22 protein-coding genes are annotated in these 25,898 nt (G+C 59.6%); 10 read left to right on the top strand and 12 right to left on the bottom strand.

The genetic code is table 11. The features are described 5' to 3' along the window. The first annotated feature begins 25 nt into the window (after positions 1-25). Together ACKFRX_RS04715 and ACKFRX_RS04720 are read left to right on the top strand one after the other, a co-directional pair. Entirely contained in the window at positions 26-1,834 is a 1,809-nt protein-coding gene (locus ACKFRX_RS04715) for an ABC-F family ATP-binding cassette domain-containing protein (RefSeq protein WP_408919045.1), read from the top strand. After that, positions 1,801-3,534: an alpha/beta-hydrolase family protein gene (locus ACKFRX_RS04720; RefSeq protein WP_408919044.1), complete on the top strand. Its 1,734-nt coding sequence runs from the start codon at positions 1,801-1,803 to the stop codon at positions 3,532-3,534. The genes ACKFRX_RS04715 and ACKFRX_RS04720 overlap by 34 nt, the downstream gene beginning before the upstream one ends. 4 nt (positions 3,535-3,538) lie before the next feature. On the opposite strand, the gene ACKFRX_RS04725 is transcribed toward ACKFRX_RS04720, so the two are convergent. Beyond that, positions 3,539-4,453 carry an AEC family transporter gene (locus tag ACKFRX_RS04725; protein ID WP_408919043.1) on the bottom strand — a complete coding sequence of 305 codons (915 nt, stop codon included), beginning with the start codon at positions 4,451-4,453 and terminating at the stop codon, positions 3,539-3,541. 165 nt (positions 4,454-4,618) lie between these two features. Between ACKFRX_RS04725 and ACKFRX_RS04730 the strand changes: the two genes are divergently transcribed. Then, positions 4,619-5,209, top strand: coding sequence for a hypothetical protein (locus ACKFRX_RS04730; protein WP_408919042.1), 591 nt, complete (start codon positions 4,619-4,621; stop codon positions 5,207-5,209). A gap of 88 nt (positions 5,210-5,297) precedes the next feature. Further along, entirely contained in the window at positions 5,298-5,621 is a 324-nt protein-coding gene (locus tag ACKFRX_RS04735) for a putative quinol monooxygenase (RefSeq protein WP_005323747.1), read from the top strand. Positions 5,622-5,811: 190 nt separating this feature from the next. Here ACKFRX_RS04735 and ACKFRX_RS04740 read toward each other — a convergent pair whose 3' ends face one another. Beyond that, entirely contained in the window at positions 5,812-9,564 is a 3,753-nt protein-coding gene (locus tag ACKFRX_RS04740) for an acyltransferase family protein (protein ID WP_408919041.1), read from the bottom strand. A 120-nt stretch (positions 9,565-9,684) separates the two neighbouring features. Beyond that, the gene (locus ACKFRX_RS04745) at positions 9,685-10,527 is read right to left on the bottom strand and encodes an HAD family hydrolase (RefSeq protein WP_408919040.1); all 843 of its coding nucleotides are present in this window, start codon (positions 10,525-10,527) and stop codon (positions 9,685-9,687) included. Between the two features lie 24 nt (positions 10,528-10,551). On the opposite strand from ACKFRX_RS04745, the gene ACKFRX_RS04750 reads away from it, so the two are divergent. Beyond that, positions 10,552-11,595, top strand: a complete 1,044-nt coding sequence (locus ACKFRX_RS04750; protein ID WP_408919039.1) for an enoyl-CoA hydratase/isomerase family protein — start codon at positions 10,552-10,554, stop codon at positions 11,593-11,595. Here ACKFRX_RS04750 and ACKFRX_RS04755 read toward each other — a convergent pair. The 3 genes from ACKFRX_RS04755 to ACKFRX_RS04765 are packed head-to-tail and all read right to left on the bottom strand — an operon-like array spanning position 11,572 to position 15,760. Next, complete coding sequence (locus ACKFRX_RS04755) at positions 11,572-12,747, bottom strand: DUF6882 domain-containing protein (protein ID WP_408919038.1); 1,176 nt, start codon at positions 12,745-12,747, stop codon at positions 11,572-11,574. The genes ACKFRX_RS04750 and ACKFRX_RS04755 overlap by 24 nt on opposite strands. A 42-nt stretch (positions 12,748-12,789) precedes the next feature. After that, positions 12,790-13,389, bottom strand: coding sequence for a TetR family transcriptional regulator (locus ACKFRX_RS04760; RefSeq protein ID WP_250409550.1), 600 nt, complete (start codon positions 13,387-13,389; stop codon positions 12,790-12,792). Further along, a complete protein-coding gene (locus ACKFRX_RS04765; protein WP_250409549.1) occupies positions 13,382-15,760 on the bottom strand; it encodes an MMPL family transporter in 2,379 nt (792 codons plus the stop codon). The genes ACKFRX_RS04760 and ACKFRX_RS04765 overlap by 8 nt, the downstream gene beginning before the upstream one ends. 234 nt (positions 15,761-15,994) lie before the next feature. Here ACKFRX_RS04765 and ACKFRX_RS04770 point away from each other — a divergent pair, with 234 nt between their 5' ends. Then, positions 15,995-16,648: a hypothetical protein gene (locus tag ACKFRX_RS04770; RefSeq protein WP_408919037.1), complete on the top strand. Its 654-nt coding sequence runs from the start codon at positions 15,995-15,997 to the stop codon at positions 16,646-16,648. On the opposite strand, the gene ACKFRX_RS04775 is transcribed toward ACKFRX_RS04770, so the two are convergent. Genes ACKFRX_RS04775 through ACKFRX_RS04785 form a run of 3 tightly spaced genes read right to left on the bottom strand, consistent with a single transcriptional unit; the run spans position 16,645 to position 17,934 of the window. Beyond that, entirely contained in the window at positions 16,645-17,184 is a 540-nt protein-coding gene (locus ACKFRX_RS04775; protein ID WP_408919036.1) for a gamma carbonic anhydrase family protein, read from the bottom strand. The genes ACKFRX_RS04770 and ACKFRX_RS04775 overlap by 4 nt on opposite strands. Positions 17,185-17,203: 19 nt before the next feature. Further along, positions 17,204-17,581, bottom strand: coding sequence for a hypothetical protein (locus tag ACKFRX_RS04780; protein WP_408919035.1), 378 nt, complete (start codon positions 17,579-17,581; stop codon positions 17,204-17,206). Positions 17,582-17,592: 11 nt separating this feature from the next. Beyond that, positions 17,593-17,934, bottom strand: coding sequence for a hypothetical protein (locus ACKFRX_RS04785; RefSeq protein ID WP_408919034.1), 342 nt, complete (start codon positions 17,932-17,934; stop codon positions 17,593-17,595). A gap of 25 nt (positions 17,935-17,959) precedes the next feature. On the opposite strand from ACKFRX_RS04785, the gene ACKFRX_RS04790 reads away from it, so the two are divergent. Together ACKFRX_RS04790 and ACKFRX_RS04795 are read left to right on the top strand one after the other, a co-directional pair. After that, positions 17,960-18,829, top strand: coding sequence for a patatin family protein (locus ACKFRX_RS04790; RefSeq protein WP_005323708.1), 870 nt, complete (start codon positions 17,960-17,962; stop codon positions 18,827-18,829). Between the two features lie 152 nt (positions 18,830-18,981). Then, positions 18,982-20,547 carry a TrkA C-terminal domain-containing protein gene (locus ACKFRX_RS04795; RefSeq protein WP_408919033.1) on the top strand — a complete coding sequence of 522 codons (1,566 nt, stop codon included), beginning with the start codon at positions 18,982-18,984 and terminating at the stop codon, positions 20,545-20,547. Positions 20,548-20,619: 72 nt separating this feature from the next. Here the strand turns inward: ACKFRX_RS04795 and ACKFRX_RS04800 are convergent, their stop codons facing one another. Together ACKFRX_RS04800 and ACKFRX_RS04805 are read right to left on the bottom strand one after the other, a co-directional pair. Continuing rightward, positions 20,620-22,254, bottom strand: coding sequence for a peptide chain release factor 3 (locus ACKFRX_RS04800; RefSeq protein ID WP_239207997.1), 1,635 nt, complete (start codon positions 22,252-22,254; stop codon positions 20,620-20,622). 24 nt (positions 22,255-22,278) lie between these two features. After that, complete coding sequence (locus tag ACKFRX_RS04805; protein ID WP_408919032.1) at positions 22,279-23,115, bottom strand: SDR family NAD(P)-dependent oxidoreductase; 837 nt, start codon at positions 23,113-23,115, stop codon at positions 22,279-22,281. An 80-nt stretch (positions 23,116-23,195) separates the two neighbouring features. On the opposite strand from ACKFRX_RS04805, the gene ACKFRX_RS04810 reads away from it, so the two are divergent. Further along, the gene (locus ACKFRX_RS04810; RefSeq protein ID WP_408928194.1) at positions 23,196-24,548 is read left to right on the top strand and encodes a TrkH family potassium uptake protein; all 1,353 of its coding nucleotides are present in this window, start codon (positions 23,196-23,198) and stop codon (positions 24,546-24,548) included. Next, on the top strand, positions 24,541-25,233 hold the full coding sequence (locus tag ACKFRX_RS04815) for a TrkA family potassium uptake protein (RefSeq protein WP_005329053.1): 693 nt from the start codon (positions 24,541-24,543) through the stop codon (positions 25,231-25,233). The genes ACKFRX_RS04810 and ACKFRX_RS04815 overlap by 8 nt, the downstream gene beginning before the upstream one ends. On the opposite strand, the gene pth is transcribed toward ACKFRX_RS04815, so the two are convergent. Next, positions 25,230-25,877 (bottom strand): aminoacyl-tRNA hydrolase, encoded by a 648-nt coding sequence (pth, locus tag ACKFRX_RS04820; protein WP_408928195.1) that lies wholly within the window; start codon positions 25,875-25,877, stop codon positions 25,230-25,232. The two genes, ACKFRX_RS04815 and pth, sit on opposite strands and share 4 nt — an antisense overlap. Positions 25,878-25,898: the final 21 nt, after the last annotated feature.

A 25,898-nucleotide genomic window follows, 5' to 3' on the forward strand; every position in this document is an offset into this window, starting at 1 on the left:
GGAGGTATTAAGATGGACACTCGTTATGGCAAACCTGATTAACCTCGAGCAAGTCAGCAAAACTTATGGATTAAAAACCCTGCTAGACGGGGTATCCCTAGGTGTGCAAAGCGGCGATCGCATCGGCATCGTCGGCGTTAATGGCGGTGGCAAAACCACCTTGCTGGAGGTGCTCACCGGCATCGAGCCGCCCGACGCCGGCCGCGTATCCCATACCTCTGATCTGCGCATGGCTGTGGTCACGCAGCGCTTTGACCTGCCCGATGAGCTGACCATCGCGCAGGTGATTATTGAGCCGCTGGAATTGGAAACCTATGAGTGGGCCTCCAATGCCAAGGTGCGCGATGTCTTGGGCGGGCTTGGCATCGTGGATTTGGGACTGGAGACCCCGGTGGGTTCGCTTTCTGGTGGCGAGCGCCGCCGCGTGAACCTGGCAGCCGCGCTGGTGCAAGATTTGGACCTCGTGGTACTCGATGAGCCGACCAACCACCTCGACGTGGAAGGCGTGCAGTGGCTCGCGGACCACCTGCTCAAGCGCAACCTAGCCGTGGTCGTGGTTACTCACGATCGCTGGTTCCTCGATACCGTGGCCACGTGGACCTGGGAGGTACACGATGGCGTGGTCGATACCTACGAGGGTGGCTACAACGATTGGACCTTTGCCCGCGCCGAGCGTGCCCGCCAGGCCGATGCCATGGAACAGCGCCGCAAGAACCTCGCCCGCAAGGAACTGGCTTGGCTGCGCCGCGGCGCACCGGCGCGTACCTCCAAGCCGCGCTACCGCATTGAGGCCGCCGAGGCGCTGATCTCTGACGTACCGGAGCCGCGCAATAAGGTCGAGCTCATGGCCTTTTCCAAGCAGCGCCAAGGCCGCGTGGTCATCGAACTTGAGGATGCCACGGTCAAGTCCCCGGACGGTCGCACCTTGGTAGATCACCTCACCTGGCGCCTAGCCCCTGGCGAGCGCATCGGTTTGGTGGGCGTTAATGGCTCCGGCAAGACCACTTTGCTGCGCACCTTGGCCGGCGAGTACGAGCTGGCGGCGGGCAAACGCATCGAGGGTCAAACCGTGCGCCTCGGTTGGTTGCGCCAGGAGCTCGATGACCTAGATCCACAGCGCCGGCTTATCGACGCCGTCGAGGACGTCGCCACCTACGTTCAGCTCGGCAAAAAGGAGCTTTCCGCCTCCCAGTTGGCCGAGCGCCTGGGATTTTCCGCTAAGCGTCAGCGCACCCCAGTAGGAGATCTTTCCGGCGGCGAGCGCCGCCGCTTGCAGCTGACCCGCGTACTGATGGCCGAGCCCAATGTATTGCTGCTGGACGAGCCCACCAACGATCTCGATATCGATACCCTGCAGGAGCTAGAGTCCCTCCTGGACTCCTGGCCCGGCACCCTGGTGGTCATTTCGCACGATCGCTACCTCATTGAGCGCATCGCGGATAACACCTACGCGCTCTTTGGCGATGGCAAGCTCACCAATCTTCCCGGCGGCATCGACGAGTACCTGCGCAAACGTGCCGCACTTGAGGCGCAGCAGAGCTCCGGTGTGCTCAACCTGGGAGAAAAGAAGGCAGACAACGCTGCACCGAAACCAGAAAAGAAGCTCTCGTCCCAGCAAGAGCGCGAAATCACCAAGAAGATGAACGCCCTCGAGCGCAAGATGCAAAAGCTGGAGAAGGCGGCCGCGCAGATCAATGAGAAGATGGCCACCGCCGCGGAAAAGGTTGATACCCAGGCCTTGACCGAATTGGACGGAGAACTAAAGGAAAACCGCAGCGCCTACGAGGAATTGGAGATGGAATGGCTGGAGTTGGGGGAGAAGCTCGAAGGGTAGAAGCCCGCATCGCCGATATTGTCAGCCACCTCGACCTGTGGGGCATTATCGGCGCCGCAGCGCTATTTACCCTGGGGCTTACCCCATCCATTCTGCCGCGCGATTGGCTCTACCAAGGGCTCGTTTCCGGCATTGCCGCAGGGCTCGGCTATACGCTGGGCATCGCCCTCAAGCTCGTGTGGTACCGGCTGGTAGTGCGCTATGTGGCGCCTCGGCATGCCTGGCTTGATGCCACCACGTGGCCAGCTCGGCGCTACCGCCTAGCCTCCCGCATCGCCACCGCCGCTTTTGTGGTGTGGATGATAGGCTTCGCGATCTTTGCCGTGCGGTGGCAGCGCCAACTTGCAGACGCCCTGTCCGCACCGGCACCCACCATTGCCAGCTATGTGCTGGTGGTTCCGTTGGCGCTTGCGGTATTTACCGCCTTCCTTTTCATCCTGCGCGTGCTGCGCTTTTGCGTGCGCTGGCTTTCTAGTCACTTCCCCCAGCGCTTCCGCGCCGCCTACCGCGTTGTGGGTGCGGTACTCATCGTGGCCGTGGTGGGTACGTACACCGTGGAAAACCTCATCCCCGGCGCCATTGTGGGTGTGGGCGAGAGAATCTTTACCGCCCAAAATGCCGAACCCGATCCCGCAACGCAGCGTCCCACGTCTGCTGAGCGCAGTGGCTCCCCAGACTCCCGCGTGGACTGGAATGGGGTAGGGCTGCAGGGCTCGCGTTTCCTCTCTTCCGGAGCGCACCGCGCGGAATTGGAAGAGGTTACCGGAAAGCCCGCCAAGGAACCCATCCGCGCCTATGCCGGCCTGGGCAATCGCGCCTCCAATGAAGAGCGAGCGCAGCTGCTTATCGACGAACTCGAGCGCACCCACGCCCAAGACCGCAAGGCCCTGCTTCTCATTATGACCACCGGAACGGGATGGGTGTCGTCCTATTCCGCCCAGGCCTTCGAGCTGCTCTACGGCGGCGACACCGCCATCGCGGCCGCCCAGTACTCCGCCATGCCCTCGGCCCTGCATTTCCTGTCCGGCGGCGGCCAAGTAGAGCGCGCCGGGCAGGAGTTCATCAATCCCATCGTGGACTGGTGGAACGGACTGCCGGAGGAGAAGCGCCCGAAGCTCTACCTGTACGGCGAATCCCTAGGCACTACGGGCATTGAGGCGGCCTTTTCCGGGGTGCGCGATATCGCCAATTCCGTCGACGGCATCCTATTGACGGGGCCGCCGCACTTTAATCGCTTGCGCACCCAGTTTGTGGAGCGCCGCGACCCTGGCTCTTCTGAAATTTCCCCTGAATACGCCGGTGGCCTTGTCGTGCGCTTTGCCAATGATGACGCGCAGGTGCGCCAATGGGGCACGGTGCCAGAAGAGGAGTGGGGACGCACCCGTATGCTCTATATCCAACACCCCTCGGATCCGGTGGCCTGGTGGTCCCCACAGATGGCCTTTAAGGAGCCGGATTGGATGCGCGAGCGGACACCGTATTCTGCCAAGCGCGTGATGCAGTGGATGCCTATCATCTCCTCCCTCCAAGTAGCCGCCGATCTGCCCGGCGCAAAGGACGTACCCGATGGACACGGTCATAACTACGGTGCATCGGTACTCGACGGTTTTGCCGCCATCGCTGGTCCAGACGTGGCGGGAGCCATTGACCCCGATGCGCTGCAGCGCGAATTTGCCGCGCTCGACGTCGGCATATATTAAGTGTTTAGCCAAATAAGGCAGCGATGGCCAGCATCGCAGGAAGCGACAGAAAGGTAGTGAGAAAGACCGTATCGCGTGCCACGGTTTCTCCTATCTCATAGGTAGCGGCATAGTTATACACATTCTGCGCCGTGGGCAACGCCGCCAAAATCAACGCCGCGTATAGCTCCGCGCCTTCTAGGCCCAGCGCTGTGCCCACGACCAGCGCGACAGCGGGCATGCCCACCAACTTCAACACCGTCGCGGTAATGGTGGGCAGACGGTCCTCCTCCAACAGCCCATCGCCCTTTAGAGAGGCACCAAAGCTCATCAGGATCATAGGAATAGAGGCGCCACCCAATATCTCCAGCGGCTTCATCACCACATCCGGTACCTGCCACTGCGCCGCGGAGACAATAAATCCCGCCACCGCAGCTAACACCACCGGCGCGGTAATCCCTGCGAGCACGGAGCCCCATATCGAACGCAGGCTCGTACCCTGCGCATTGAGGCCCGCGATGATAAACGGGGAGAGCACCGCCATCTGGAGAACCAATGCCGGGATAACGTAGGTGGCATCACCAATGACATAGGTGGCAATGGGCAGGCCAATATTGACCGAGTTGTAATAGCTCGCCGCAGCGGCACCCGCCATGGTTTCGGCGCCGCTGCGTGGAAAAAGTAGCCGGCTGCACAGCCAATACAACAGCATGGTGGCGACGGACGCAGCGGCAATGACGGCCACCACTGGGGACGCAAACGCGGAGGTATCGGATGTTGCCACGCTGGAGAAGATAAGTGCCGGCGTGGCCGCCCAGAAGGCCGTGCGATTGAATTGCAAGCGCGCCTCGCCTTTGCCAATAACGCCCCTGTGGGCCAGCACAAACCCGACGCCGATGACTACGAAAATAATCGCAAACCCGGTCAATACGTCCAGCAACAGTCAACAACCTTTCGCAGTACTCCAAAAATGCGCGGTGAGGATATTGTCCCACCATCCGTATTTCCTCAAGAACACAGGGACCATAACAAAGTTGTATCGAATTGCCTGCGCAGCCCGGAAACTCCTTCCGGACTGCCGGCCACTTATGGCACGGTGGAGGGCATGAAGCTTTCTCACCGTGCAACCGTAGCCGCCCTGTCCACCGCTCTTGTCATTACTGGTACTTCCACCGTGGCCTCTGCTCAGCCGGCCTTGCCTCCGCAGATTCAGCAGGCTTCTTCTCAGGCTCAGCAGCTTTCTTCTGATCCTTTCGCCGCTGTGAAGGATTTCCGCCTCACCTTGCCACCGCAGGCCTATGAGCTGGCCGAGAAGTACAATATCTCGCTGCCAGAATTCCTTGCCAAGCCGGCGGGCCAGGCACCCAAGGTTGCCGGCCAGCTAGGAGCCGCCACCACCGCCCACCTCGAAAAGGCCGGGCACCATAAAGATGCGCGTGCAGCGGCTATCGCCCAAGAATGGGCCAACCAGGGTGCCGCCGGCAAGCTCGACTACAAGGGCGGGGTAGCCCACGGCCTGAATCACAAGGACGAAGGCCAGGGTTCTGTTCACCGTCTCACCGAGCAGCAGGCGCAAGACCGCCTGAACTGGTTCAACCGCGATGTTCCAGTCAATGCTGGTTCCCCACACGGCTTTGGCGTAGCAACTGCTTATGACGGAACCTACATCTACGTTGCGGAATTCTTCCTCAATTAAGCTTTTCTCTACTAGCCCCGATTTCACCGCATTCGTGGTCTTAATCTGTGACGATGACGAAGCCGCACGGTGCCGGTAGAATCGGGGCATGATTTTGATCAACGTACAGTTCCACGTCAAGCCTGAATACGCAGAGACCTTCCTCGATGAAATCAATTGGTACACCGAGGCCTGCAATGCAGAGCCGGGCTGCATCGACTTCAAGTGGTTCCGCGATCCGGAAGATCGTCAGCGCTTCCTGCTGCTGGAGTCCTACGCAGATGGCAAGGACGTAGAGCACGTCCAGAGCGAGCACTTCCAGCGCTCCTGCGAGGAGTTCCCGAAGTACCTCGTGGAGACCCCGGACATCATTAACGTTCACATCGAAGGCCGCACCGGCTGGGACAAGATGGGCGAGTTCTCCGTCGACTAATCCCAACCAATAAAGCTCGCCCTCTACTGCGATGTAGAGGGCGAGCTTTTTCTATGCCTAGGCGCACCAGCGCCTTTCGCGCTCACTGCGGATGATGCTGCTAGCGGAGTACACCTTCCGGTGAGCGCGAAGGGCGGGAAGGGGAGGAGCTAGGCGCTTTCCGACGCCCCTCCTCGCGCCTTCCATTGCTCTACTGCGGCACGCACTGCGAAGACACGGTCTTGTCGCCATTCGAGTACTGCTTTAGAGCATCGTAGAAGGCATCCGAGTACTCGCCGGTGCGTTCTGGCATTGGATGGACGCCATCGGAGTAGAGGATCTCCGGGTTGCTTTGTGCATGTCCGCACCAGTCAGCGATATATACGTTGTCGTATTCCTTGGCGGCGTCGAGGACATCCTGTTGGGATTGGGCCATCCATTCGCGGTCACCATAGGGAACAGCCATGACAATAGTGTGGTCTTCGCCGATGATGTCTAGCGCTTCCTTGATCTGGTCCGGGAAGGCAGGGCCGTTAGTACCAAACCCGAGGAAGACGGTATCGCGCAGCTGGCCGGAATCCTTGAGCTGCTGCAGAATCTGGATACCCGCAGTGTAGTGGCGGGATACGTCTGCATCGACGTAAATCTGCGGGAAACGTTGCTTGAGGGCGCCACTAGAAGCCAGCATCACTGAGTCGCCGACAGCAGTGATGTCTTTGCCCTGCGGCATCGGGCGGGTCTTCTTATCCTTCGCGGCAGCCTTTTCATCGTTGTCCTCAGCAGGCGGCTGTGGGGAAGTGTTGTTCGGTTGCGCCGGGGCATTGTTGCTGCTCTGGTTCTGCTGCTGAAGCTGCTCCAGCTGCTGCTCCAACTCGGTCTTATCGCTGGAATTAACAACGCCGTAGACTACGCCGGCTACAGAGGCAATGACCAGGAATGGGACTACCGGCCACATGGTTTTGCCAAAGCCATCGCGCAGCTCGCTAAATCCTGGGCGGGAGGACCAGTAGGTCTTCCACGTCTTCTTATAGCCGCCGCGGCGGAAAGGATTCTCAATGAACTGATAGGAAATCTCGGACAAAAGCAGCGAAATAGGCACGGCTACAAGGCCTAGGATCCACGACTTATCGGAGTTCTGGTTGCCCTCGAAAAGCGCCTTGAGCATCATGATGACCGGCCAGTGCCAGAGATATAGCGAGAAGGAACGCTGGCCAAACCAGCGCATGACCTTGGTCCTTAAGAGCGGGGTCATCGGGCCGTATTCGCGAACCACGCCCCACACCATTAGGACACCAAGCACGCTAGTGAGGAAGAGTCCACCCCGGTAGGTGATCTCTGCGTCATCCGGCATGAGGAATAGCTGGGCACCGTAGCCGATGAGCGCCAAAGTGCCGATGATTCCGGCGATGCGCGATTCGGCTTTGCCTGCCGCTGCCCACGAATCCGCCTGTGGGTCGGACTTGGTAGAGGTCATCAGCAAAGACAGCACGGCGCCAGTGAGCAGGCCGAAAGCATGGGTATCAGTGCCGTAGTAAACGCGCGTCGGGTCCTCACCCGGCACGTAAATGAGCGCCATGGCCACGGCGGAACCGATAGCTAAGACTGCGGCTACGAGGATAGGAAGCCGGCGCGGCTTGCGGCGAGAAATCAGGAAAACGCCGGTGATAAGAAGCGGCCAGATGACATAGAACTGCTCCTCCACGGCCAACGACCAATAGTGGGCAAAGACCTGAATCTCATTATCCGCAAAGTAGGACTGGGAGGTGGCGATCTGGGTCCAGTTATTGACAAAGAATAGAGTTCCCAAGAACTGCTGGCGCAAGCCGACCGCTAGGTCCCCGCCTATCCATGCCACCAAAGCGGTACACATGACCAGGACGGATACTGCGGCCGGGAGGATGCGTCGGAATCGGCGCACCCAGAAGTCCTTCAAGCTGATAGTGCCGGAGGTACGGAATTCGCGCACCAGCAACGAAGTGATGAGGAATCCCGAGAGGACGAAAAAGAGGTCAACGCCCAAGTAACCACCGGGAAGCAGGGAAGGGAAGAAGTGGTACAGCACTACGGCAATAACCGCGAGGCCGCGCAGTCCATCCAGCCCCTTGACCTGGCGCAGGCGGGCGTGGCGCTTCTTCTTAACGACCTTGCTCTCTGGCGGCGTAGCCAGCGCTTCAGGATCCTCGGCCTGCTTTTGTAGCGGATACTTAGACTTGGTATCTACCTGCGTGCTCGAGGCTTTCTGTGAGGCTGGCTTCTGCGCAGCTTGTTGTGGCTGGCGCGGTGTCGCCTTTGCCTGCGGCTTTTCAGGGGCTGGATGTTGCTCCTTTGACGGCTGTGCCTTCTCCCGCTTTTTCTCAGCGGCGGCAGCGGCGGCGGCCGTACCCGCTCCGGCTGCTACAGCGCCTGTAGCAGCGGACTTTCCCTTCTGTGCAGGCGGCGTCTTTGGAGCAGCTTGAGTCTCTGCCTTGCTCGGCTGGGGCTGTTCAGTCTGCTGCTTTGCCTTGGGCTTTTGGGTAGCTCGGGACGGCTTTTGCTGCGCTGGGGTAGGAGTGCCCACCTGTTGTGATTTACGGGCCAATCCGCGACTGATATCGGAGGGCTTAACCTGCGGGCGGCGCTTGGTTACCTCCTTGGCATTGTCTTGAGGCGTCGCCTCCTTTGCCTTCGGCTGCGGCTGTTGTTTCTGTGCCTGTTGCTTGGGCAGTTTTCCCTGAGCAGGCGCGCCTTGCTGCGATTTCGGCTGGACTACCTTGTTTCCATTGTGAGCAGTCTGGTTTTGCGCCGCCCCAGTTTTCTCCTGGGAAGGTTTAGATGCAGTCTTTGGCGCAGCCACCTTCGGCTTGGGGGCAGAGGTGCCCTTCTTTGGCGCTGGAGCGCTAGGCGCCGAGGTCTGTGGGGCAGCCTTCTGCTTTGCAGTGCTGGGAGTACGCGCTGGTCCTTGGCCCTTGGACGGTTGCGAGGGCTTCGACGGCTGCGCATCCTTTTTCGGTGCTGGTTGCGGCTGTGGTTGCTGCTTTGCCGAGTTTGCCGGCACGCGCTTGAGGGAGTCAGGTTTCTGCGCTTGCTGCTGGTCTGTGGCCGGCTTGGTCTTAGCTGGCTGGGATTTCTGCGGCTGTGCCGGTTGCGGCGAAGCCTTCTTCGCACTGGAAGAAGAGGATGGCTTGGGCGTCTGCTTAGGCTTCTGGGTAGTGGGTTGAGCCTGAGGTGCGGGCTTTACCGCGTCTTTCTGAGAGGGTTGGGTGACAGGCTTCGCGGCCGGCTTCGGGGAATTACTGCGGGTAGATGGAGTCTTTGGGGAGGACTTAGACGGGGTAGTACTAAAGCTTGCACCGCGGCGCGGTCGCTGAACCGGTTCGTGCGCTTTGCGCTGCGGCTTCTTGTCCTGAGCGGGGGAGTCTTGTTGCTTTTTAGCAGCTGCTTTGGGGGAGGGCTCTGCCTTGTTTTGTTGTGCGGCGGTTGGCTTAGCGGAAGATTCTTGGGCTGCAGGCTTGGCTTTCGGCGCCTTGGCGGCAGGCGATGGCGAGGTCGACTTAGGCTGCTGCGGCTTTGCGGAAGTGGCCTTGCTTGCCTGTGGCTTTTCGGTGCTGGGGTGAGTGGTGTCCTTAGCCGCGGGCTTGGCGGCAGGCTTAGCGTTGTTTGCCTTCGCAGCAGCAGGCTTGGATGCGGAAGCCTGTGCAGGCTTCTTCGGAGTGGGCTTGCGCGCGGGTGCCTGCTTAGCCTGGTTCTTGGACTCACCGTCCTTAGCGGTGCGGTCCTGGGGCTTGCCCTTCGACTCGGTGGATTGTGCACCCGTGGTGGATTCGGTGTTGGCCGATTTCTGGGGCGCAGAATCCTTTTTCTTAGGGGGCTGGGGCGCACTGGTAGAGCCAGCTTTGGGCTGTACTGGCTGATAGACCGGTGTGCGTGGTTCGTTCGAACGCCCAGGTTTCTTCTTCCCCAGCAGTGAGCGCAAAATTTGCTTCACAAAAACTCCCAAAGCACTACGTATATTTTCTAAACGGACTATTTTAGCCTGCGCACTAGCACTTCTCCCCATGCGGGGGAGTAACGGTGCGGCGCGCGGGGCGGAGGCGAAAATTCGAGTCTAAGACTCTTCGCTGTCAAAAAGCTGACGCAGAACTGTCATGACCCCATATTCGGTATTGGGTGGGGCAATGCGATCGGCGATTTCCTTCAACTTTGGGTGCGCATTTTCCATTGCGATAGCGGTGCCCGCCTCGCGGAGGAGCTCGTAGTCATTGAGGAAATCGCCAAAAGCGGCGGTGCGGGACATGGGAACCGAGAGGAGCTCGGCCATGGTTTGTAGTGCTACGCCCTTGTTGACGCCAGCGGCCATGACATCGAGCCATACGGCACCAGAGATGGCGATATTGTGTTCCGGTACGGCCGCAAGAAGGGGCTGGTGGAGGTGCTTTTCGCTGCCGTCGGCGCAGTAAGCGGCGATTTTGATGATGTCCGCATCCAGTAACGCATCGAGGTCATCTACCCATTCCACTGACCTGTAGTACTTGGCAATCTCAGCACGGGCCTGTTCATCGGCGCCTTTGTGTACATAGGCGGTATCCGGCGTGCATAGCACTACGGTATGCGGGGTCTCGACAGACTGGAGTGCGGCCATGGCAGCGCGCACGGCTGCGCTGGGCAGGGTAGTGGCGCTAATGACGCGATTGTCGTGGACGACCACGGATCCGTTTTCGGCGATGAAGGTGTTTTCGTGCGGAAACATCTCTTGCAGGGTGGCGAGCTGGCGTCCCGAGGCGGGTACTAGGGTGACGCCGAGCTGGTGGGCACGGGTGCTGATCGCGGCGAAATCTGGTGGAAGCTGGCCGTTGCCGTCCAGTAGGGTGCCGTCCATATCCAGGGCGATGAGCTGTGGGAGCAAAATTCCGAACCTATCTGTGAATTGGCTGATGGTGGATAGGTGCATGCGTTTTGTGTCACACTAGGGGTTATGACTAATACTGCACCTATCGTTTCCTCAATCCGTAACCATACCGGAGTCATTGAGCTCAACCGCCCCAAGGCTCTCAATTCCCTCACCCCGGAAATGATCGACCTCATTGCGGAGTCGCTGGCGCAGTGGCGCGACAACGATGAGGTGGAACAGGTGTTGTTTACCTCGACTAGTCCCAAGGCATATTGCGCCGGCGGCGATGTTCGCTACGCCCGCGAAGGGGTCAAGGAGGGCAAGGTGGATGAGGTCGATGCCTTCTTCGCCACCGAATACACGTTGAACGGTGATATCGCGGAGTATCCCAAACCCATCGTGGCGCTCATCGATGGCATCGCTATGGGCGGCGGTCTCGGCATTTCCGCCCATGGGTCCCACCGCGTGGTTACGGAGAAAACCTTTGCCTCCATGCCAGAGATGAATATTGGCTATGTCACGGACGTGGGCATGGCCTATGCCGCCCAGCGGGCGGTGGGAACGCGAGGGAAGGCCTCGGCCGAGTTGGCGAAGTTCTGGGGGATTACCGGCTACCGCATGTATGCCGCAGACCTTCTGTGGAGCGGGCTGGCCACCCACTATGTCGCGGACGGCGAGGCCTTTGCAAGTGCGGTTATTGAGCATGGACTAGCCACGGCGCTAGCCCAGCACACCAGCGCACCTAGCGGCGAGGCTCCCTTGGCCGAGCTTATCGACGCCATCGAGGACGCCTTTTCCCACAACACCTGGCAAGACATCACCGCGGCCCTGGAAAAGTACCCAGAACTAAAGCAACAGGTAGAAAAGCTGACCGCGCAGGCGTGCCCGACCTCTATCGTGGCGGCCATGGAGCTATTCCACGCCGAGCAGGAGTGCAGCAGCATCCGCGAAGCGCTAGATTTGGAGACCAACCTGGGCGCCTATATGTACCGGCGCGGGGACTTTGCCGAGGGCGTGCGAGCGGTCTTGGTAGATAAAACCAACGATGCGGCATTTGAGCCTGCCGCGCTTGCCGACGTCGACGTGGACGCCCTCCGCAGCGCCCTACACCTCTACCCCGCGAAATGATCCATAGGCGGCGCGGGCGCGATCGGCGTTGATCCATGCAGGAGGGGGCACCGCCAAAGTAGCTTCGGTGGCGGCTGGGGTCGGCTCCGGAAGGTGCAGCTGTGGGGCGTCGAGCAGGACGAGGCCCACGCGGGCGTCGGCAAGCGTAGTGCCCGCCAGCGTCCAGATCCCCAATATGGGCAAAGCTAGGTGCGGCAGCTGGTGCCCGCGCGCCAGCTCAAGCGGAAGGTGCGGGCGTACCAATTCAGGCACGGCCTCGTCGATACCGAAGCGCGCTAGGTTTCCTGCCAACCGCGCCGCCGCGGTGTCCTTGAGCTGCGGATCCGCCCAAGCCCATGTGAATTCCTCGTCCGAAATGGTCGCGATAAGCACCGCATTGGCCGTCATCTGCCCGCCACGATAGGACACCGTGGCGGTGGCCTTATCCACATCGAGTTCTACCGTGGCATCTGGGAAGCTGCCTTGGAAAAACATTTGGTTTTCGGTGCTTAAATAAAAAGCATCCTCCAGGACGCGCGCGGCCGCCAAGCCCGGGGTGATGCTGGAAATCTTGTGTACCTCGGGGCTTGGCTGTTCAAAACGCACCGTGGTGCCATCAGAAAAATGCAGGTAGGGCTCTTCCTCGGTGGACTCCATATCCAGGTAGCGGGCGAGTGCGAGGGCCGGCCCCTTCTCGTCCATCTCCGCGCTGCTGTGCTGGAGACCGCGCAGCAAGGTCTGGCCAAAGTCCAGGTAGGGGTGGAAATCCACCGCAACGATGGCCACGTGCTCGCCCTGCTGGGCGCGCAGCACCGGCATAGTGCCCACGATGAGGGAGGCATAAGCAACCATGCGGTCAATGTCTGCGGGAACCGTACCTGACTGCGGAAGGTCAGCAAAATGCTCAGTCGCAGAGGTAGTCCAGTGCCAGGTGTCTGCGGCGATGACGGCGAGGCGCACGCCACGGAAATCAGAAACGTGCCGCGCGGAACTTATCCTCGCCTCCACTAGCTGATCGGTGACAAAGTTGTCTTTATCGTCAGTGGAGGGGCCGAGGAAATTAAATTCCACGTCGGTCGCCTCCCCGATGCGGTCTTGAAATGCGGCATTAACGCCCGCTTGAATGAAGCGGGCGTTTTGCGCGGTGCTCGATATAGGGGCTTTCTTATCCATAACTATTGCCGAGCATACGGATTAAAGCGCCCATTAGGCTAGCTAGTCGATGGCGCGCACGGTGGCAAAGGCTGTGCGAACTATCTCATGCTTTGTGTGAGCGTCCAGTGATTCTTCGGCTTGGGAGCGGCGGTGGATTTCTTTCATGCTCATCGCACTGGCACCCGCACACGCTTGGAGAATGACCGCGATCTCAAAGCGCGACTTATCCGGGACGCGTTGGTGGAAAGCTTCCAAAACTTGGTCAGCTACGACTTGGAATTGTTGGCGCTTTTTCGAGGTATGGCTCAAGTTTTCTAAAGCCTCGCCAATGGTGAAATGAGAGGTAAAAGAATGTAGCTCTTTGCCCTCGTTTTCGGTGGCATCGAGCGTTACCTGTTCGAGGAATTCAGAAATGGATGAATTAGGAAAGACAGTGGGTACTTCCTTGGAAAACTTGGCAAGCACATCGGTGCTAAAGGACAGTAGTGCATCTGCCACGGAGGAGAAGTAGTTGTGAAAGGTGCGCGGGGAGACCCCGACGGCCGCGGTGATGCCGGAGACCGTAGCGGCTTCGGCGCCGCCGTCGAGGACGAGGCGCGCTGCCGCATCGGCCATGGCCTGACGCGTAGCTCGCTTCTTTTCTTCGCGCAGACTAGCCACGGTGTGTCTCGCCTACCTTTTCTCGCTGGGCGCGCAGGAGTTCCTCGCGGTCAGAGTGCAAGGCTTCGCCTTCGATGTCCATGTTTGGCGTGATCTTATCCAACCAGCGCGGGAACCACCAGGCCTTCTTATCCAGCACAAACATGGTGGCTGGGATGATCATCATGCGGACCACGAGGGCATCGATAAGCACGCCCGCAGCCAGGGCAAAGCCCATGGTCTTAATGAACGGCTCGTCCATCAAGATGAAGGCGGCAAAGACGGAAATCATAATGAGCGCCGCTGCGGTTACCACGCGCGCGCCGTGCTTAAAGCCATTCGAGGTGGCGTTGCCGGCCGTCTTGCCATTGACAAAGCCCTCGCGCATGCGGGTGACCAAGAAGACCTGGTAGTCCATAGCCAGGCCGAAGGTCAGGCCGATGAGCATGATGGGCAGGAAGGAAAGCAGCGGCTGTGGGTCGTCGACGATGCCGAACATGCCTTCTTGCCAAATGGCCACGGTGATGCCGAAGGTTGCGGCCATCGACAAAGCGAAGCCGGCTGCGGCGATGAGCGGTACCCAGATGGAGCGGAAGACCAGCATCAAGACGATGAAGGCCAAGCCCAGCACGATGGCTACGTATGGGATGAGCACGTTATTGAGGCGCTCAGAAATGTCATCGAAGATCGGGGTGATACCGGTAATGCCGTAGGAACCGCCGGTCTTTTCAAACTCACCCTGGTAATCGCGCAGTTGGTTAAGGGTTTCCGTGGTCTCTTCGTCGGTCGCGCCGGTGGTGGGCGTAATCATGATCTGCGCAGCATCACCGTTCTCGGTGGTCTGCACGATCTGGGCGTTTTCTACGCCGTCATTGCCGTTGATCTCCTTCAGGAGATCTTGGAAGGCCGGCATGCGGTCCTGCTCGGGAACGTCGGCCACATCAACGAACGCGATCATCGGCGCATTGCGGCCAGGACCAAAGGCGTCTGCCGTAATCTCATAGGCCTCGCGCTGCGGGGTGCCGGGCTTTGCGGTGCCATCGGTAGGCATGGCCAGGCGCAGCTGGGCAAATGGTACGGCCAGGATGCCCAGCAAGACGACGCCCGCGATAAGGTGCAGCCACGGGTGGGCACGCACGCGACGTACCCAGCGCAGGCCCATGGTGGGCTTTTCGTCCTCTGGGTCTGGAACCTTGGGGCCAGGCACGCGGCCGGCGAAGATCTTGGTGCCCAAAAGTCCCAGCAGGGCGGGAATGAAAGTATTGGCAACCAATACGGCGATGATCACTGTTGCCGCGGCGGCGATGGCCATGGTGCCCAGGAATGGAATGCCGATAATGGTCAGCGCGGCCAAGGCGATGACAACGGTGGTGCCGGCGAAGACAACGGAACCGCCCGCGGTGCCCAGCGCCATGCCCATGGCGTGGGCACGGGTGGCCTTATCCATCTTCTTGAGCTCTTGGGCCAGTTCCTTTGGCGAAAGATCGTTGAGACCAGAGGAGGTGATGAGCTCGTTGCGGAAGCGGTTGACAATAAACAGCGCGTAATCGATGCCGACGGCCAGGCCAATCATGGAGGCCAATGTCGGGGTCATATCGGAGACGGTATCCGTAAAGACCGTGGATACCTGTACGCCGAGGATGCCGATGCCCACGCCAATGATGGCGGAAATCAACGGCATGCCAGCGGCCACGAAGGAACCGAAGGTAATCAGCAGCACGATTGCGGCGACGATGAGGCCGATAATCTCGGCGCTGCCGCCCATCTCTTGGCCCGCGGAGCTAAAGGCGTTGCCCTGGTACTTCACGGTGAGCTCGCCCTCGTCGTACTTGTTGAGGACGTCCGTGACCTTGGTCATGTCCTCTTCTGGGATGTCCCTGACTTCGTCGGCGTCGAAGGTAATAGTGACGGTACCGGTAGTTTTGTCCTCGCTCAGAGGGGAGAGCTGTTGCAGGTTCTTCTTAATCTGCTCGTCTGGCATGTGCTGGGCTTTCATCTTTTCGCCCATTTGCTTTTCCATGCCGGCTGCAGCCATCACCGGGCTGACCAGTTTGTCCTGGTCCTTGAGCGCGCCAGTGTCTTTGAGCTCACTAAGGAGGTCATCTACCTTGCCAGCTACCTGTTTATCGGTGAGGTCTTTGCCCTCCGGTGCTTGGATGACCACCGTGCCTTCGGGTGCACTCATGGCATCGGTATCTTGGCCGAAGCGCTCCATCATCTTGTCTTGGGTGGTGGTGGAGTCCATCTCCGGCATGGAGAAATTAGGGTTCGGTGACTTGGCAAAGCCGGCGGTAAGTCCCACCATGGCCACCAAGACGATGAGCCAAAAGGCGAGGAATGGCCACACCTTGCGGTAGGACCAGCTACCTAGCCGGTAGAGGAATTTAGACATAAAAATGTGCTTTCTTGTGCGGTATGCGTGCAATGCTTTGCGCGCGGGTGACAGTGAATATGGAATCCGCGGGGAGAAATCTGCACCCCGTGCGAAACATTGCATAATGTATGCAAAATTGCGGAACGTGTGCAAATATAGGTGAGGTGGAACACAGGAAGCTGCTCGTGAGATATGCGGCTTGTGCCCTCGGACGTATCGGCGATGGCGGTATGGGGCGGTAGACTGACCGGCATGCTCCACGCCGTTAGTTTTGCCCTCTTGGATTCCGTCAATGCGCTACTCATTGGCATCCTCGTGGCCATTGGCATCATCTTGCCCCGCGGCAAGTATCGGCGCATTGCTGCATTGGTGGTGGTAGGAGACTGGATTGGCGTTCTCGCCGCGGCGGCCGTGGTGATGTTTGTTTTGCTAGGGATAAAAGACCAGATCGAGGCCATTTTGAGCTCACCCATTGCTGGCTGGGTACTTGTCGCAGTCGGCATCGCGGTGGGGTTCGGTGCGTGGCGCTCTCAAGGCCAGCCCAATGCCTTAGTAAGTCGTCTGCTCGAGCCGCTGCGCACGCCGTCACCGATTACCGCACTCATCGGCTTCGTAATGGGTGTGGTGCAATCGCTGACCTCGGTGCCGTTTTATTACGGGCTTATGCACCTGGCTACCGAAAATATCGCTCCGGCCGCTCAGTACGGCGGCTTGGTCTGGTATGCCAGCTTGGCTTTGTCCCTGCCCACTATCTGTGGCCTTTTTATTGCGGTGGTGCGCGCCCATCCCGAATCGGCCGCCGGCCGTCTTTTTGCCGCGGCGCGCGCCAATAGCACCCAGGTGGCGCTCTTTGGGGGCTACCTCGTGGCGGTCTTCCTCATCCTCATGGGCGTGCTTTCCCTTTAATCAAAGGTGACCTCATCCAGGCTCAACGCCACATCGGATTGGTTGCGAGCGCACTCCACGTACCGGGCAGCATGCGGAATGAAGGCTTGCGATTCCTCTGGGCGGAGCTCGCGGCGCACCTTGGCTGGCACACCTGCGGCAAGGCTCCGTGGCGGGATTTCGGTGCCTTCTAGCACCACGGCGCCGGCAGCAATAAGCGAGCCCGCACCGATAGTGCAGCGCGAGAGCAGCGAAGAGGACATACCCACCAGGGAACCGGCCTCCACATGCGCGGCATGGACCATCGCCATGTGTCCCACCGTGACATCATCTTCTAGTACACATGGCGTGTCCTCTTCTACATGGAAGACGCAATTGTCCTGAATGTTGCACCTAGCGCCGATGCGAATTGCGCCCACGTCGCCGCGCAGGACACTGCCATAAAAGACGGAGGAATCCGGGCCGATTTCTACATCGCCAATGATGGTAGCATTGGGCGCAATCCACGCACTGCGGTGGATGCGCGGCTTCTTTCCCGCACAAGGCAAAAGCAGCATGTCAGTCCTTTCAAGGTAATTATTCGACCACCACGGCTAGGGCGGGGGAAAGTTCATAGTCGCCGGGGTAGGGGAGGTGGTCTACGAGGGCGTCGGCAAGCGCGGGCGTAAGCGGAATGACCCAGCCGCGCCGGGGATCTTTGATGGGCAAGGCATCCTTTTTCGCGGCGGGAAAATGCACCGTCGTGGTGGGGGAAGCCAACGTGGCTGACTCGCGGGCGCGGGCTACCTCCAGCAGTACCTCCGCGCCGGGTTGGTCAGTGACGACAATGATAAGCGGGCCGGCGGTGTGGACCTCCAGCCTTTCTACAGTGGCAGTGAGCGCCGCGGAATCTGGGCGGGCCAGGCGCGGGGACTGTGCGCCGGTTAGCCGGGCAAGTGCATCTTTTAATCCCATGGGAGCCCAGTCTAATGAGCATTGACGGTGATGGTGCGGCAGCGCTCCAGGTCGAAATAGGCACGTTGGCCCGTGGCGGCAACGCGCTCGCGGGCCACAGACTCATCGTGGGTTACGGTCGTGGCGAGGAAGACTAGCGGACCATCCGGCTGGCGCCATGTGCCGAGATACCGCGCGCCGTGTTCTTTGGCTAAGGCCAAGGCCTTGCTCACCGCGGCTGGGGTAGGCTCCGTCACCCGCAGCAGCGCTTTCCCGGTGGGGTTATAGGCGAACCCGGTGCGAGGCTGCTGGCCGGTTTCGATATCGAAGGTGCCTTCTTCGTCCGCGAGCAATTGTCGGAAAATGCGCTTCATTGGGCCCAGCGTAGTATGGGGCACCATGATTGACGCCAGCAACACCGCACTCGTTATTGAAGGCGGCGGCATGCGCAATTCCTATACGGCCGCCTGTATGGTCAAACTCATCGAAGAGGGCGTGGACTTTGGCTGGGTAGGCGGCGTCTCCGCCGGGGCATCGCATACCGTTAATTACTTGTCGCGCGATGCCCGCCGCGCCGAAGAGTCTTTTACAGACTTTGCTCAAAGCCCCAGCTTCGGCGGAGTGGGTTCGCTGGTGCGTGGCACCGGGTATTTCAATGCCGAGTACATCTATGAGCGCGCCGCGGACAAGGATTTGCCCTTTGATTGGCAGGCTTACCGTGAGCATCCGGCCGATATGGTGCTTGCTGCAGCGCGCGCCGATACCGGCGAGTCTGTTTACTGGACGCGCGAGGACATCCACACCCCGGAAGATCTCTTCGTGCGCGTGCGCGCTTCTTCCACGCTGCCGCTGATTATGCCGATGCGATCTATCGACGGCGCGCCGTACGTGGACGGTGCTTTGGGCTCTTCCGGTGGCATTACCATTGCGCAAGCAGAAGAGGCCGGCTACGAGAAGTTCCTGTTTATTGGTACAAAGCCGCGCGGGTACGTGCGCCCTGCGGTCGCGCGCCCAGCCTTCGTCCGCCGCGTCTTCCGCAGGTACCCCGCTATTGCCGACGCCCTCGTAGCCCGCCCCGCCCTCTATAACGCGGCCAAAGACCGGCTTTTGGAGTTGGAGCGCCAAGGTAGGGCGCAACTATTTTTCCCGCAGGATATGCAGGTGACCTCTACCGAACGCAACGTGCACAAGCTGCGGGCGAACTATCAGGCGGGGAAAGCCCAGACCTATACGGAGTGGCCACGGTGGAAGGAGTTCCTCCTTGATTAGTTCACTATGAGCGTTTCCTGTGAGATGTGCCGCTGCTGGGGGTGGGTGGCCCCTGACGAAAAGGGCTTAAGCAGTAGCGATGCCATTGGTGGTCGTTAAAGAATGTGCCTTTCACGTGGCACTTTGGAGGAAAATGCCTAAAATATTCCAGCGTGTTAGCAATTTTTGATGGAAATATATGGCTGAGCATCTTTTTCATAGTGTTGCTCGGCACGCTATTTGGCATGATCCCCTTCGGTCCGCTGCGCTTTGGCGCGGCGGGCACGCTGTTTATGGGCTTGGCCTTCGGCTCATTTATTGATCTAGATAAAGACATCTTAAGCTCCCTGCAAGAGCTGGGATTGGGACTCTTTATTTATATGCAGGGCCTGTCCGCCGGTGAGCGCTTCTTCAAGGGCTTTTCTAAGCAGATGAAGCACATGCTCACCGCAGCCATTGCGATTGTGGTGGCCGCGGGCGCAGCCCTCCTCTTTGGCGGCATGCTGGGGCTGGATACCCTGGCCTCCGTTGGTGTATTCGCCGGCGCCACGACCTCGACGCCGTCGCTGGCAGTTGCCCAACAGCAAACCGGTGAAGAGCTACCCGCTGTGGGCTACTCGCTGGGCTATCCCGTGGGTGTGGCGGTGGCCATTTTGGTCGTGGCATTCCTGCTCAAGCAGAATTGGCCCGCCAAGCACGATAAGGACAATTCGGCCTCCAAGATCTTCCGTTCCCGTACCATTCGCGTTACCAAAGACGTGAACTACGATGACTTGGAAGAACAGTTCAAGGATCACTTTGTTATCGCTACCATTCGCCGCGGTAATAAGGTCCGGGTTGCCGGCGATCGCCCCGAATTGCACAAGGGCGATATCCTGCGCGTTATGGTCACCAAGGCTAAGGCCCGTGAACTGACCCAGATGCTGGGCAAGCGTCAGCCGCAAACTCCGTTCGTGGATAAACGCCTGGTCATCGAAAACGTGGCTATTTCTAACCAAGATATCGCCGGCCGCACCGTTGAGGAGCTCAACCTGTTCTCCCGCTATGGCGGTCGCATCGTGCGCGTGCAGCGCGGCGATGAGGAATTCTTGGCCAATAACGAAACCCACTTGGCTTCTGGCGATATGCTGGAGCTCATCGTGAAGTTTGACCGCTTGGGTGACATCAAGGATTACTTCGGTGACTCAATTAAGTCCTACTCCGAGCTGAACTGGGTGGCCTTGGGTGGTGGCCTGTTCCTGGGTTACCTGCTGGGCCAGGTCGTGGTTCCGATGCCGGGTGGCGCTTCCTTCGAGCTGGGCTTTGCGCTTGGCCCGCTGATTACGGGTCTTATCCTGGGCGCGCTGCACCGTACCCGCCGCATTCCGTGGCAGGTTCCGGCCTCCATTAATACCGCCTTCCAGCAGTGGGGCCTCGTTATCTTCTTGGCGTCTGTGGGCCTCTCATCCGGCGAGGCATTCATGTCCACCGCCTTCTCCTGGATGGGTCTGAAGTGCATGATCCTCGCCGCCATTGTCACCGTGGTGGTTTCGGTCCTATTCGCTGTAGCGAATCGCTTCATGGGTCAGTCCGAAACCCGTACCTCTGGCGGACTCTCTGGCATCTTTGCTCAGCCGGCCGTGGTCAATTACGCCACGGGGCTGAGCTCCGACTCGCGCATCATGACCGGTTATGCGGCCACCATTGTGGTGGGGCAGGTGGTCAAGATTGCCGTTGTCCCTGTGATGTTGATGGTTTAACACGCAACGGAAAAGGCCGCTTCCCAGAACGGGAAGCGGCCTTTTTCTCTGCCGTGTGAAGCTGTGTGGTTTCTAATCCGCCACGAGGGTTTCCATGGTGAGCTCTGGGTGTTCCTTCTCAATGAAGGCGAGCTTCCACTTATCGCCAAAGAGCGCGATAAGCTCGCCATCTTGGCGGGTGAAGATTTCCACGCCGCGCTGACGGCCGAGCTCTGGGGCGGATTCGGCATCGGTGCGCCGGGCCACGGAATAGGGGATGGGTTCGGTGACGGTTTCTACGTTATATTCGAACTCCATGCGGGCCTGCATGACTTCGAACTGCATGGGGCCGACCGCCGCCATGACCGGCGAGGCATCGCCACGGGCTTCGTTCTTGAGAATCTGAACCACGCCCTCGGCTGCCAGCTGATCCAGACCCTTGCGGAAGGCCTTGTACTTGCCCAGCGACTTCGCGCGCAGAATCTGGAAAGCCTCAGGGGCGAATTGTGGCATCGGCTTGAATTGGACCTTTTTGCCGGAATAGATGGTGTCACCAGGCGCGAGTGAGCCGGCGTTGACCAAACCTACGATATCGCCGGGATAGGCGGTGTCCACGGTATCGCGCGTGCGGCCGAAGACGGTCAGCGCATACTTGGTGGAAAAGCTGCGGCCAGACTGGGCGTGGTGCACCTGCATGCCGCGCTCAAATTCGCCGGAGACCACGCGCATGAAGGCCAAGTTATCGCGGTGCTTTTGGTCCATGCCTGCCTGAACCTTAAAGACGACGCCGGAGAAATCATCGCTTACTTCGCGGACCTCGTCGATAGCACTGGTGGCAGCCTCAACCGCCTTAGGATCAGACTCGCGCGAGTGCGGTGCCGGGGCAATGGCACACAGCGTATCCAGGATTTGGTGCACACCAAAGTTCAGCATCGCAGAGGCAAAAATGAGTGGGGAGGTCACGCACTGCTCAAAAAGCTCCTGATCATGCAGGGCACCATCGGCGGCGAGGAGCTCGGCCTCTTCGACGGCGGTTTCCCATACATCTGCTTCCTTCTCACCGGCGGCATCCGGGTCGAAGTGTTCCTCTGGAGCAATGGTGGAACCGCCAGCGGTGCGGATGAAGTGGATATACTCATCCGCCTCGCCGTCGTCATTGATATGCGCCAGACCGCGGAAATCACCGGCTATGCCCACCGGCCAGTACAGCGGAGTGGGCTGCAGCTGGATTTCGTTGACGATCTCATCGACGAGCTCCAAGGGCTCGCGGCCTACACGGTCCCACTTATTGATCACGGTGACGATGGGCAAGCCGCGGGCCTTGCACACGCGGAAGAGCTTGAGGGTCTGGGGCTCGAGGCCCTTGGCGGCGTCGATAAGCATGACTGCCGCATCCACCGCAGTGAGCACGCGGTAGGTATCTTCCGAAAAGTCCGCGTGGCCTGGGGTATCAACCAGGTTGATCATGTAGGGCTCGCCCTCGTGTCCCTCGGGCGCATACTCGAACTGCAGCGCTGAGGAAGCCACGGAAATACCGCGGTCCTTTTCCATGTCCATCCAGTCAGACACGGTGGACTTGCGGTTGCCTTTGCCGTGGACCGCGCCGGCCTCATTAATAACGTGTGCGTGCAGCGCCAGCGCCTCCGTCAGCGTGGACTTACCAGCATCGGGGTGGGCGATAACGGCAAACGTGCGGCGGCGCGAGGCCTCAGAAACGACAGAACTCATGCGGCATAGTCTAGTGGGTTTGCGCTACCACTCCACATTGAGGCGGCGCCCCAAATCATCAAAGACGCGGCGGGCTACCGATAGCTTCTTCGCAATGGGACGCTGCAGGCCGGGTTTGCGCTTGTCGTTGTAGTATTCGCCGGATTTGAAGTGGATGCCTTCCGTGCCGGTCAGGTAGTAGGCGAGGTTATCGCCGCCGTCTGCAGGCTTGCCAAAGGTTTTGCCGATCAGTCCGGAATACATTTTGGACATCATGCCCGTCGAGGACTTGGAAAAGTCCGTGGCCAGCACGCCCGGGTGGAAAGAGACTGCATTAAGCCCGTGGGCATCGAAATAGCGGGTAAGCAGGATATCCCCCAACTTCGCGTTGCCATAAGCACGCTCGGGGCTAAAGCGCTCCACAGTATCGGGATCGTTCGGGTCAAAGTTGGACATGAGGAAATTGGCCAGCGAAGCGGTCTGGACTACGTTGGCGGAATCTGCGCGCAGCTTCTCGCGCAGCAATGAGGTCAACAGGAAAGGTGCAACCACGTTGACCTGCCAGGTGCGCTCAAATCCATCAGCAGTGGTGGAGGGGCCATCGAAAATGCCGCCAGCATTATTGCCCAGGGCGTGGATGTGCTCTAAGCCCTCCAAATCCTGTGCCAAGCGGCGAACCTGGCCTAGGGATTCGAAGTCCGCCAGTAAGTACTGGCCTTCGACTTCCTCGGCCACCGCGCGGGTCTTTTCCGGATTACGGCCGACGATAACCAGATTGTCTTGTGGCCGGGTGCGGTGCAACTGACGAGCAGCCGCGGCGCCCAGCCCGCCCGATGCGCCCGTAATCACAATCGTCTTGGCAGTGCTATGTGGCGAAGTCATAGCCCCAATCTTAACTTCGAGGCGGGGGTGGTGCTCGCTAGCAGTTTCCTTGCACCCCAAGCAGGTCTATACTTCCGCTCGTGAAACATCTGTTTTCCATACGGCACTGGGGACCGGCGCGCTTAACCGCAGCCGGCTTTCTTTTGCTCATTTTGCTGGGAACGGTTTTGCTCATGCTGCCGTTCGCCGAGGCCGGCACCGCCCGTGCATCATTTCTGTCTGCCCTTTTTACCGCTACGTCTGCGGTATCGCTCACCGGACTTATCGTGGTGGATACCGGTAGTTTTTGGAGCCCGGCCGGCCAAGTAGTCATCTTGGCACTCATCCAACTGGGTGGCTTGGGCATCATGTCCCTGGCCTCGCTATCCGGCCTGCTTTTTACCGGCCGGATTAGCTTCAAAGCACGCAAGACGGGTGCCTATGAGGGGCGCCCCATTGCTCCTGGCGGAATTCGCAAGACGCTGATTTTTACCTTTGCCTTTACCGCCGTGGCAGAGATCATCATCGCTGTCATCGTGGCTGCGCGGTTGATGATTGGCTATGGTCATTCCTTTCCGCGCGCGGTATGGGAAGGCATCTTTCACGCCATTTCTGCATTCAATAACGCGGGTTTTAGCACCAATAGCGATAACCTGGTGCCCTTTGTTGCAGATGCCTGGATTCTGCTGCCCCTGGCCGCCGCGCTGATTGGTGGCGGCTTGGGATTTCCGGTATGGGCGGAGCTGGTACGCCTCGTGCGCCGCAACCGTTACGTGGTCCACCGCATCTCCATTACCGCGCGCATGACTTTGGTGGCTACGACCATGCTTTTGGTAGCGGGTGCGGTCTTTTTCGCCTGCATGGAATGGACCGGGCTTTTGTCTTCGATGTCGCTGGGGGATAAGTTGCTCAACTCTTTCTTTGCCAGCGCTTCTCCGCGCACCGCGGGCTTTAACGCCATTGATTATGGGCAAGCACACCCCATTACGCTGATGGGCACCGATATTTTGATGTTCATCGGCGGTGGCTCGGCCGGTACGGCCGGCGGTATTAAAGTCACCACCGCCTGCGTGCTCTTGGCTGCCATGGCCGCGGAGTTTTCGGGCCGGGAAACCACCACCATCGGTCACCGCAGCCTTCCGCGATCGGTGACCCGCCAGGCCCTAGCCCTGAGCTTTGCCGGGGTTCTGGTGGTCACGCTGGGCGTGGCGGCGCTGCGCTTTTTTGATCCGGAGTTTAGCGGTGATCAGGTGTCCTTTGAAGTGCTCTCCGCTTTCGCTACGGTGGGCTTGTCCACCGGAATTACCGCAAGCCTGTCTGCACCCTCGCAGATAGTGCTGTGCCTCATCATGTACCTGGGCCGCGTTGGCCCAACCACCTTGGTAGCTGCGCTGGCGGCGAAATCCGTCAGCCGTCGCTATAGCTATCCCGAAGAAAGGCCGTTCCTTGGCTAATATTCTCAAGGCGCTGGGACGCTCCCGCGCCGGCATCGATATTCCACCCGTCGTCGTTATTGGTCTGGGGCGCTTTGGCTCCTCGCTTGCGCATGAGCTGATGGCCAATGGGGTTGAGGTCCTCGGCATCGACTCCAGTGAAAAGCGCGTGCGCGAAGAAGCGCCCTACCTCACCGAGACCATCGCGGCCGATACCACCGACCCAGAGGCCTTGCGCCAGCTGGGCGTGGAGGAGGTTGAGCGCGTCATCGTCGCCATCGGCTCCCATTTGGAAGATTCCATTCTCACCGCGTCCAATCTGGTGGAGTTGGGGGTCAAAGACATCTGGGCCAAGGCTGATTCGGAAGCACACGCGCGTATTCTCAGCCAGATTGGTACCCACCATGTCATCCGACCAGAGCGCGATACCGGCCGCCGCGTGGCTTACCTTTTGGGCGGGCGCTTCCGTGATTTTGCGGAGATTGCCACCGATTATGGCGTGACCCAGATGGCCGTTCCTAGTTCATTGGTGGGCCGGCCGCTCGACCTTTCTGCCATCTGGCGCACGCACCGCGTGCAATTGGTTTCCGTACGCCGGGCGGAAGGGGAGTGGGCCCCGCTTGCCGACGCCACCGAGCTCACCCCCACCGATTTCATCGTCGCCGCCGGCAGCCCCAAGGCGCTAGAAAAATTTTCCCAGTGCTAGCGCGAGTGGATCTGGTTCTGGGCCTTGCCTAGCCCGTCCGTCACAATGAGGCGGGCGGCCTCGGCCGCGGTGGCGATGGCATCATCAAAGCCAGCGCCCGCATCCACGGGGCCCAATACGTAATCCGGAATGGACGAACCCTTGGGCGGCCGGGCAATACCAATGCGCACGCGCAGATAGTCGCGGGTGCCCAAGCGCTCGGTGAGCGACTTGAGGCCGTTGTGCCCGTTTTCATTTCCGCCCTGCTTGATCCGGATCTTATTGGCCGGAAGATCCAGCTCATCGTGGAGAACAATGACGTGATCTGCGGCGATGCCAAGTTGTTGTGCCAGTGGCGCTACTGGATCGCCAGAAAGGTTCATAAACGTGCCCGAACGCACGGCAAGTACTTTCTGTCCCGCCCAGCTAAGCGGCGCGACCTGCACATCCATCCCACGAACCGGCTCCAGCACGTCACCGCCTGCGGCTAACAGATCATCGATGGCCATATAGCCCACATTGTGGCGGGTAGCGGCATACTTCGCGCCGGGATTGCCCAAGCCCACAATAAGCCACTCCGCCTCTAGCTCGTCCGGATTGAGGCCTGGTGTGGGTTTATTCTTCGAGCCAAAGAACCGTGCGAAAAAATCTCCTAAAGGTGCCACTGCACTAGCTTCCTCTCTCAG

This window comes from Corynebacterium tuberculostearicum, from assembly GCF_046097465.1.
Lineage (GTDB): Bacteria > Actinomycetota > Actinomycetes > Mycobacteriales > Mycobacteriaceae > Corynebacterium > Corynebacterium tuberculostearicum_I.

What these genes read in the sequence shown, in the direction of transcription:
- ACKFRX_RS04715 (WP_408919045.1), top strand. Translation starts at nt 26, where the DNA reads ATGGCAAACCTGATTAACCTCGAGCAAGTCAGCAAAACTTATGGATTA.
- ACKFRX_RS04720 (WP_408919044.1), top strand. Translation starts at nt 1,801, where the DNA reads ATGGCTGGAGTTGGGGGAGAAGCTCGAAGGGTAGAAGCCCGCATCGCC.
- ACKFRX_RS04730 (WP_408919042.1), top strand. Translation starts at nt 4,619, where the DNA reads ATGAAGCTTTCTCACCGTGCAACCGTAGCCGCCCTGTCCACCGCTCTT.
- ACKFRX_RS04735 (WP_005323747.1), top strand. Translation starts at nt 5,298, where the DNA reads ATGATTTTGATCAACGTACAGTTCCACGTCAAGCCTGAATACGCAGAG.
- ACKFRX_RS04745 (WP_408919040.1), bottom strand. Translation starts at nt 10,527, where the DNA reads ATGCACCTATCCACCATCAGCCAATTCACAGATAGGTTCGGAATTTTG.
- ACKFRX_RS04750 (WP_408919039.1), top strand. Translation starts at nt 10,552, where the DNA reads ATGACTAATACTGCACCTATCGTTTCCTCAATCCGTAACCATACCGGA.
- ACKFRX_RS04755 (WP_408919038.1), bottom strand. Translation starts at nt 12,747, where the DNA reads ATGGATAAGAAAGCCCCTATATCGAGCACCGCGCAAAACGCCCGCTTC.
- ACKFRX_RS04765 (WP_250409549.1), bottom strand. Translation starts at nt 15,760, where the DNA reads ATGTCTAAATTCCTCTACCGGCTAGGTAGCTGGTCCTACCGCAAGGTG.
- ACKFRX_RS04770 (WP_408919037.1), top strand. Translation starts at nt 15,995, where the DNA reads ATGCTCCACGCCGTTAGTTTTGCCCTCTTGGATTCCGTCAATGCGCTA.
- ACKFRX_RS04775 (WP_408919036.1), bottom strand. Translation starts at nt 17,184, where the DNA reads ATGCTGCTTTTGCCTTGTGCGGGAAAGAAGCCGCGCATCCACCGCAGT.
- ACKFRX_RS04780 (WP_408919035.1), bottom strand. Translation starts at nt 17,581, where the DNA reads ATGGGATTAAAAGATGCACTTGCCCGGCTAACCGGCGCACAGTCCCCG.
- ACKFRX_RS04785 (WP_408919034.1), bottom strand. Translation starts at nt 17,934, where the DNA reads ATGAAGCGCATTTTCCGACAATTGCTCGCGGACGAAGAAGGCACCTTC.
- ACKFRX_RS04790 (WP_005323708.1), top strand. Translation starts at nt 17,960, where the DNA reads ATGATTGACGCCAGCAACACCGCACTCGTTATTGAAGGCGGCGGCATG.
- ACKFRX_RS04800 (WP_239207997.1), bottom strand. Translation starts at nt 22,254, where the DNA reads ATGAGTTCTGTCGTTTCTGAGGCCTCGCGCCGCCGCACGTTTGCCGTT.
- ACKFRX_RS04805 (WP_408919032.1), bottom strand. Translation starts at nt 23,115, where the DNA reads ATGACTTCGCCACATAGCACTGCCAAGACGATTGTGATTACGGGCGCA.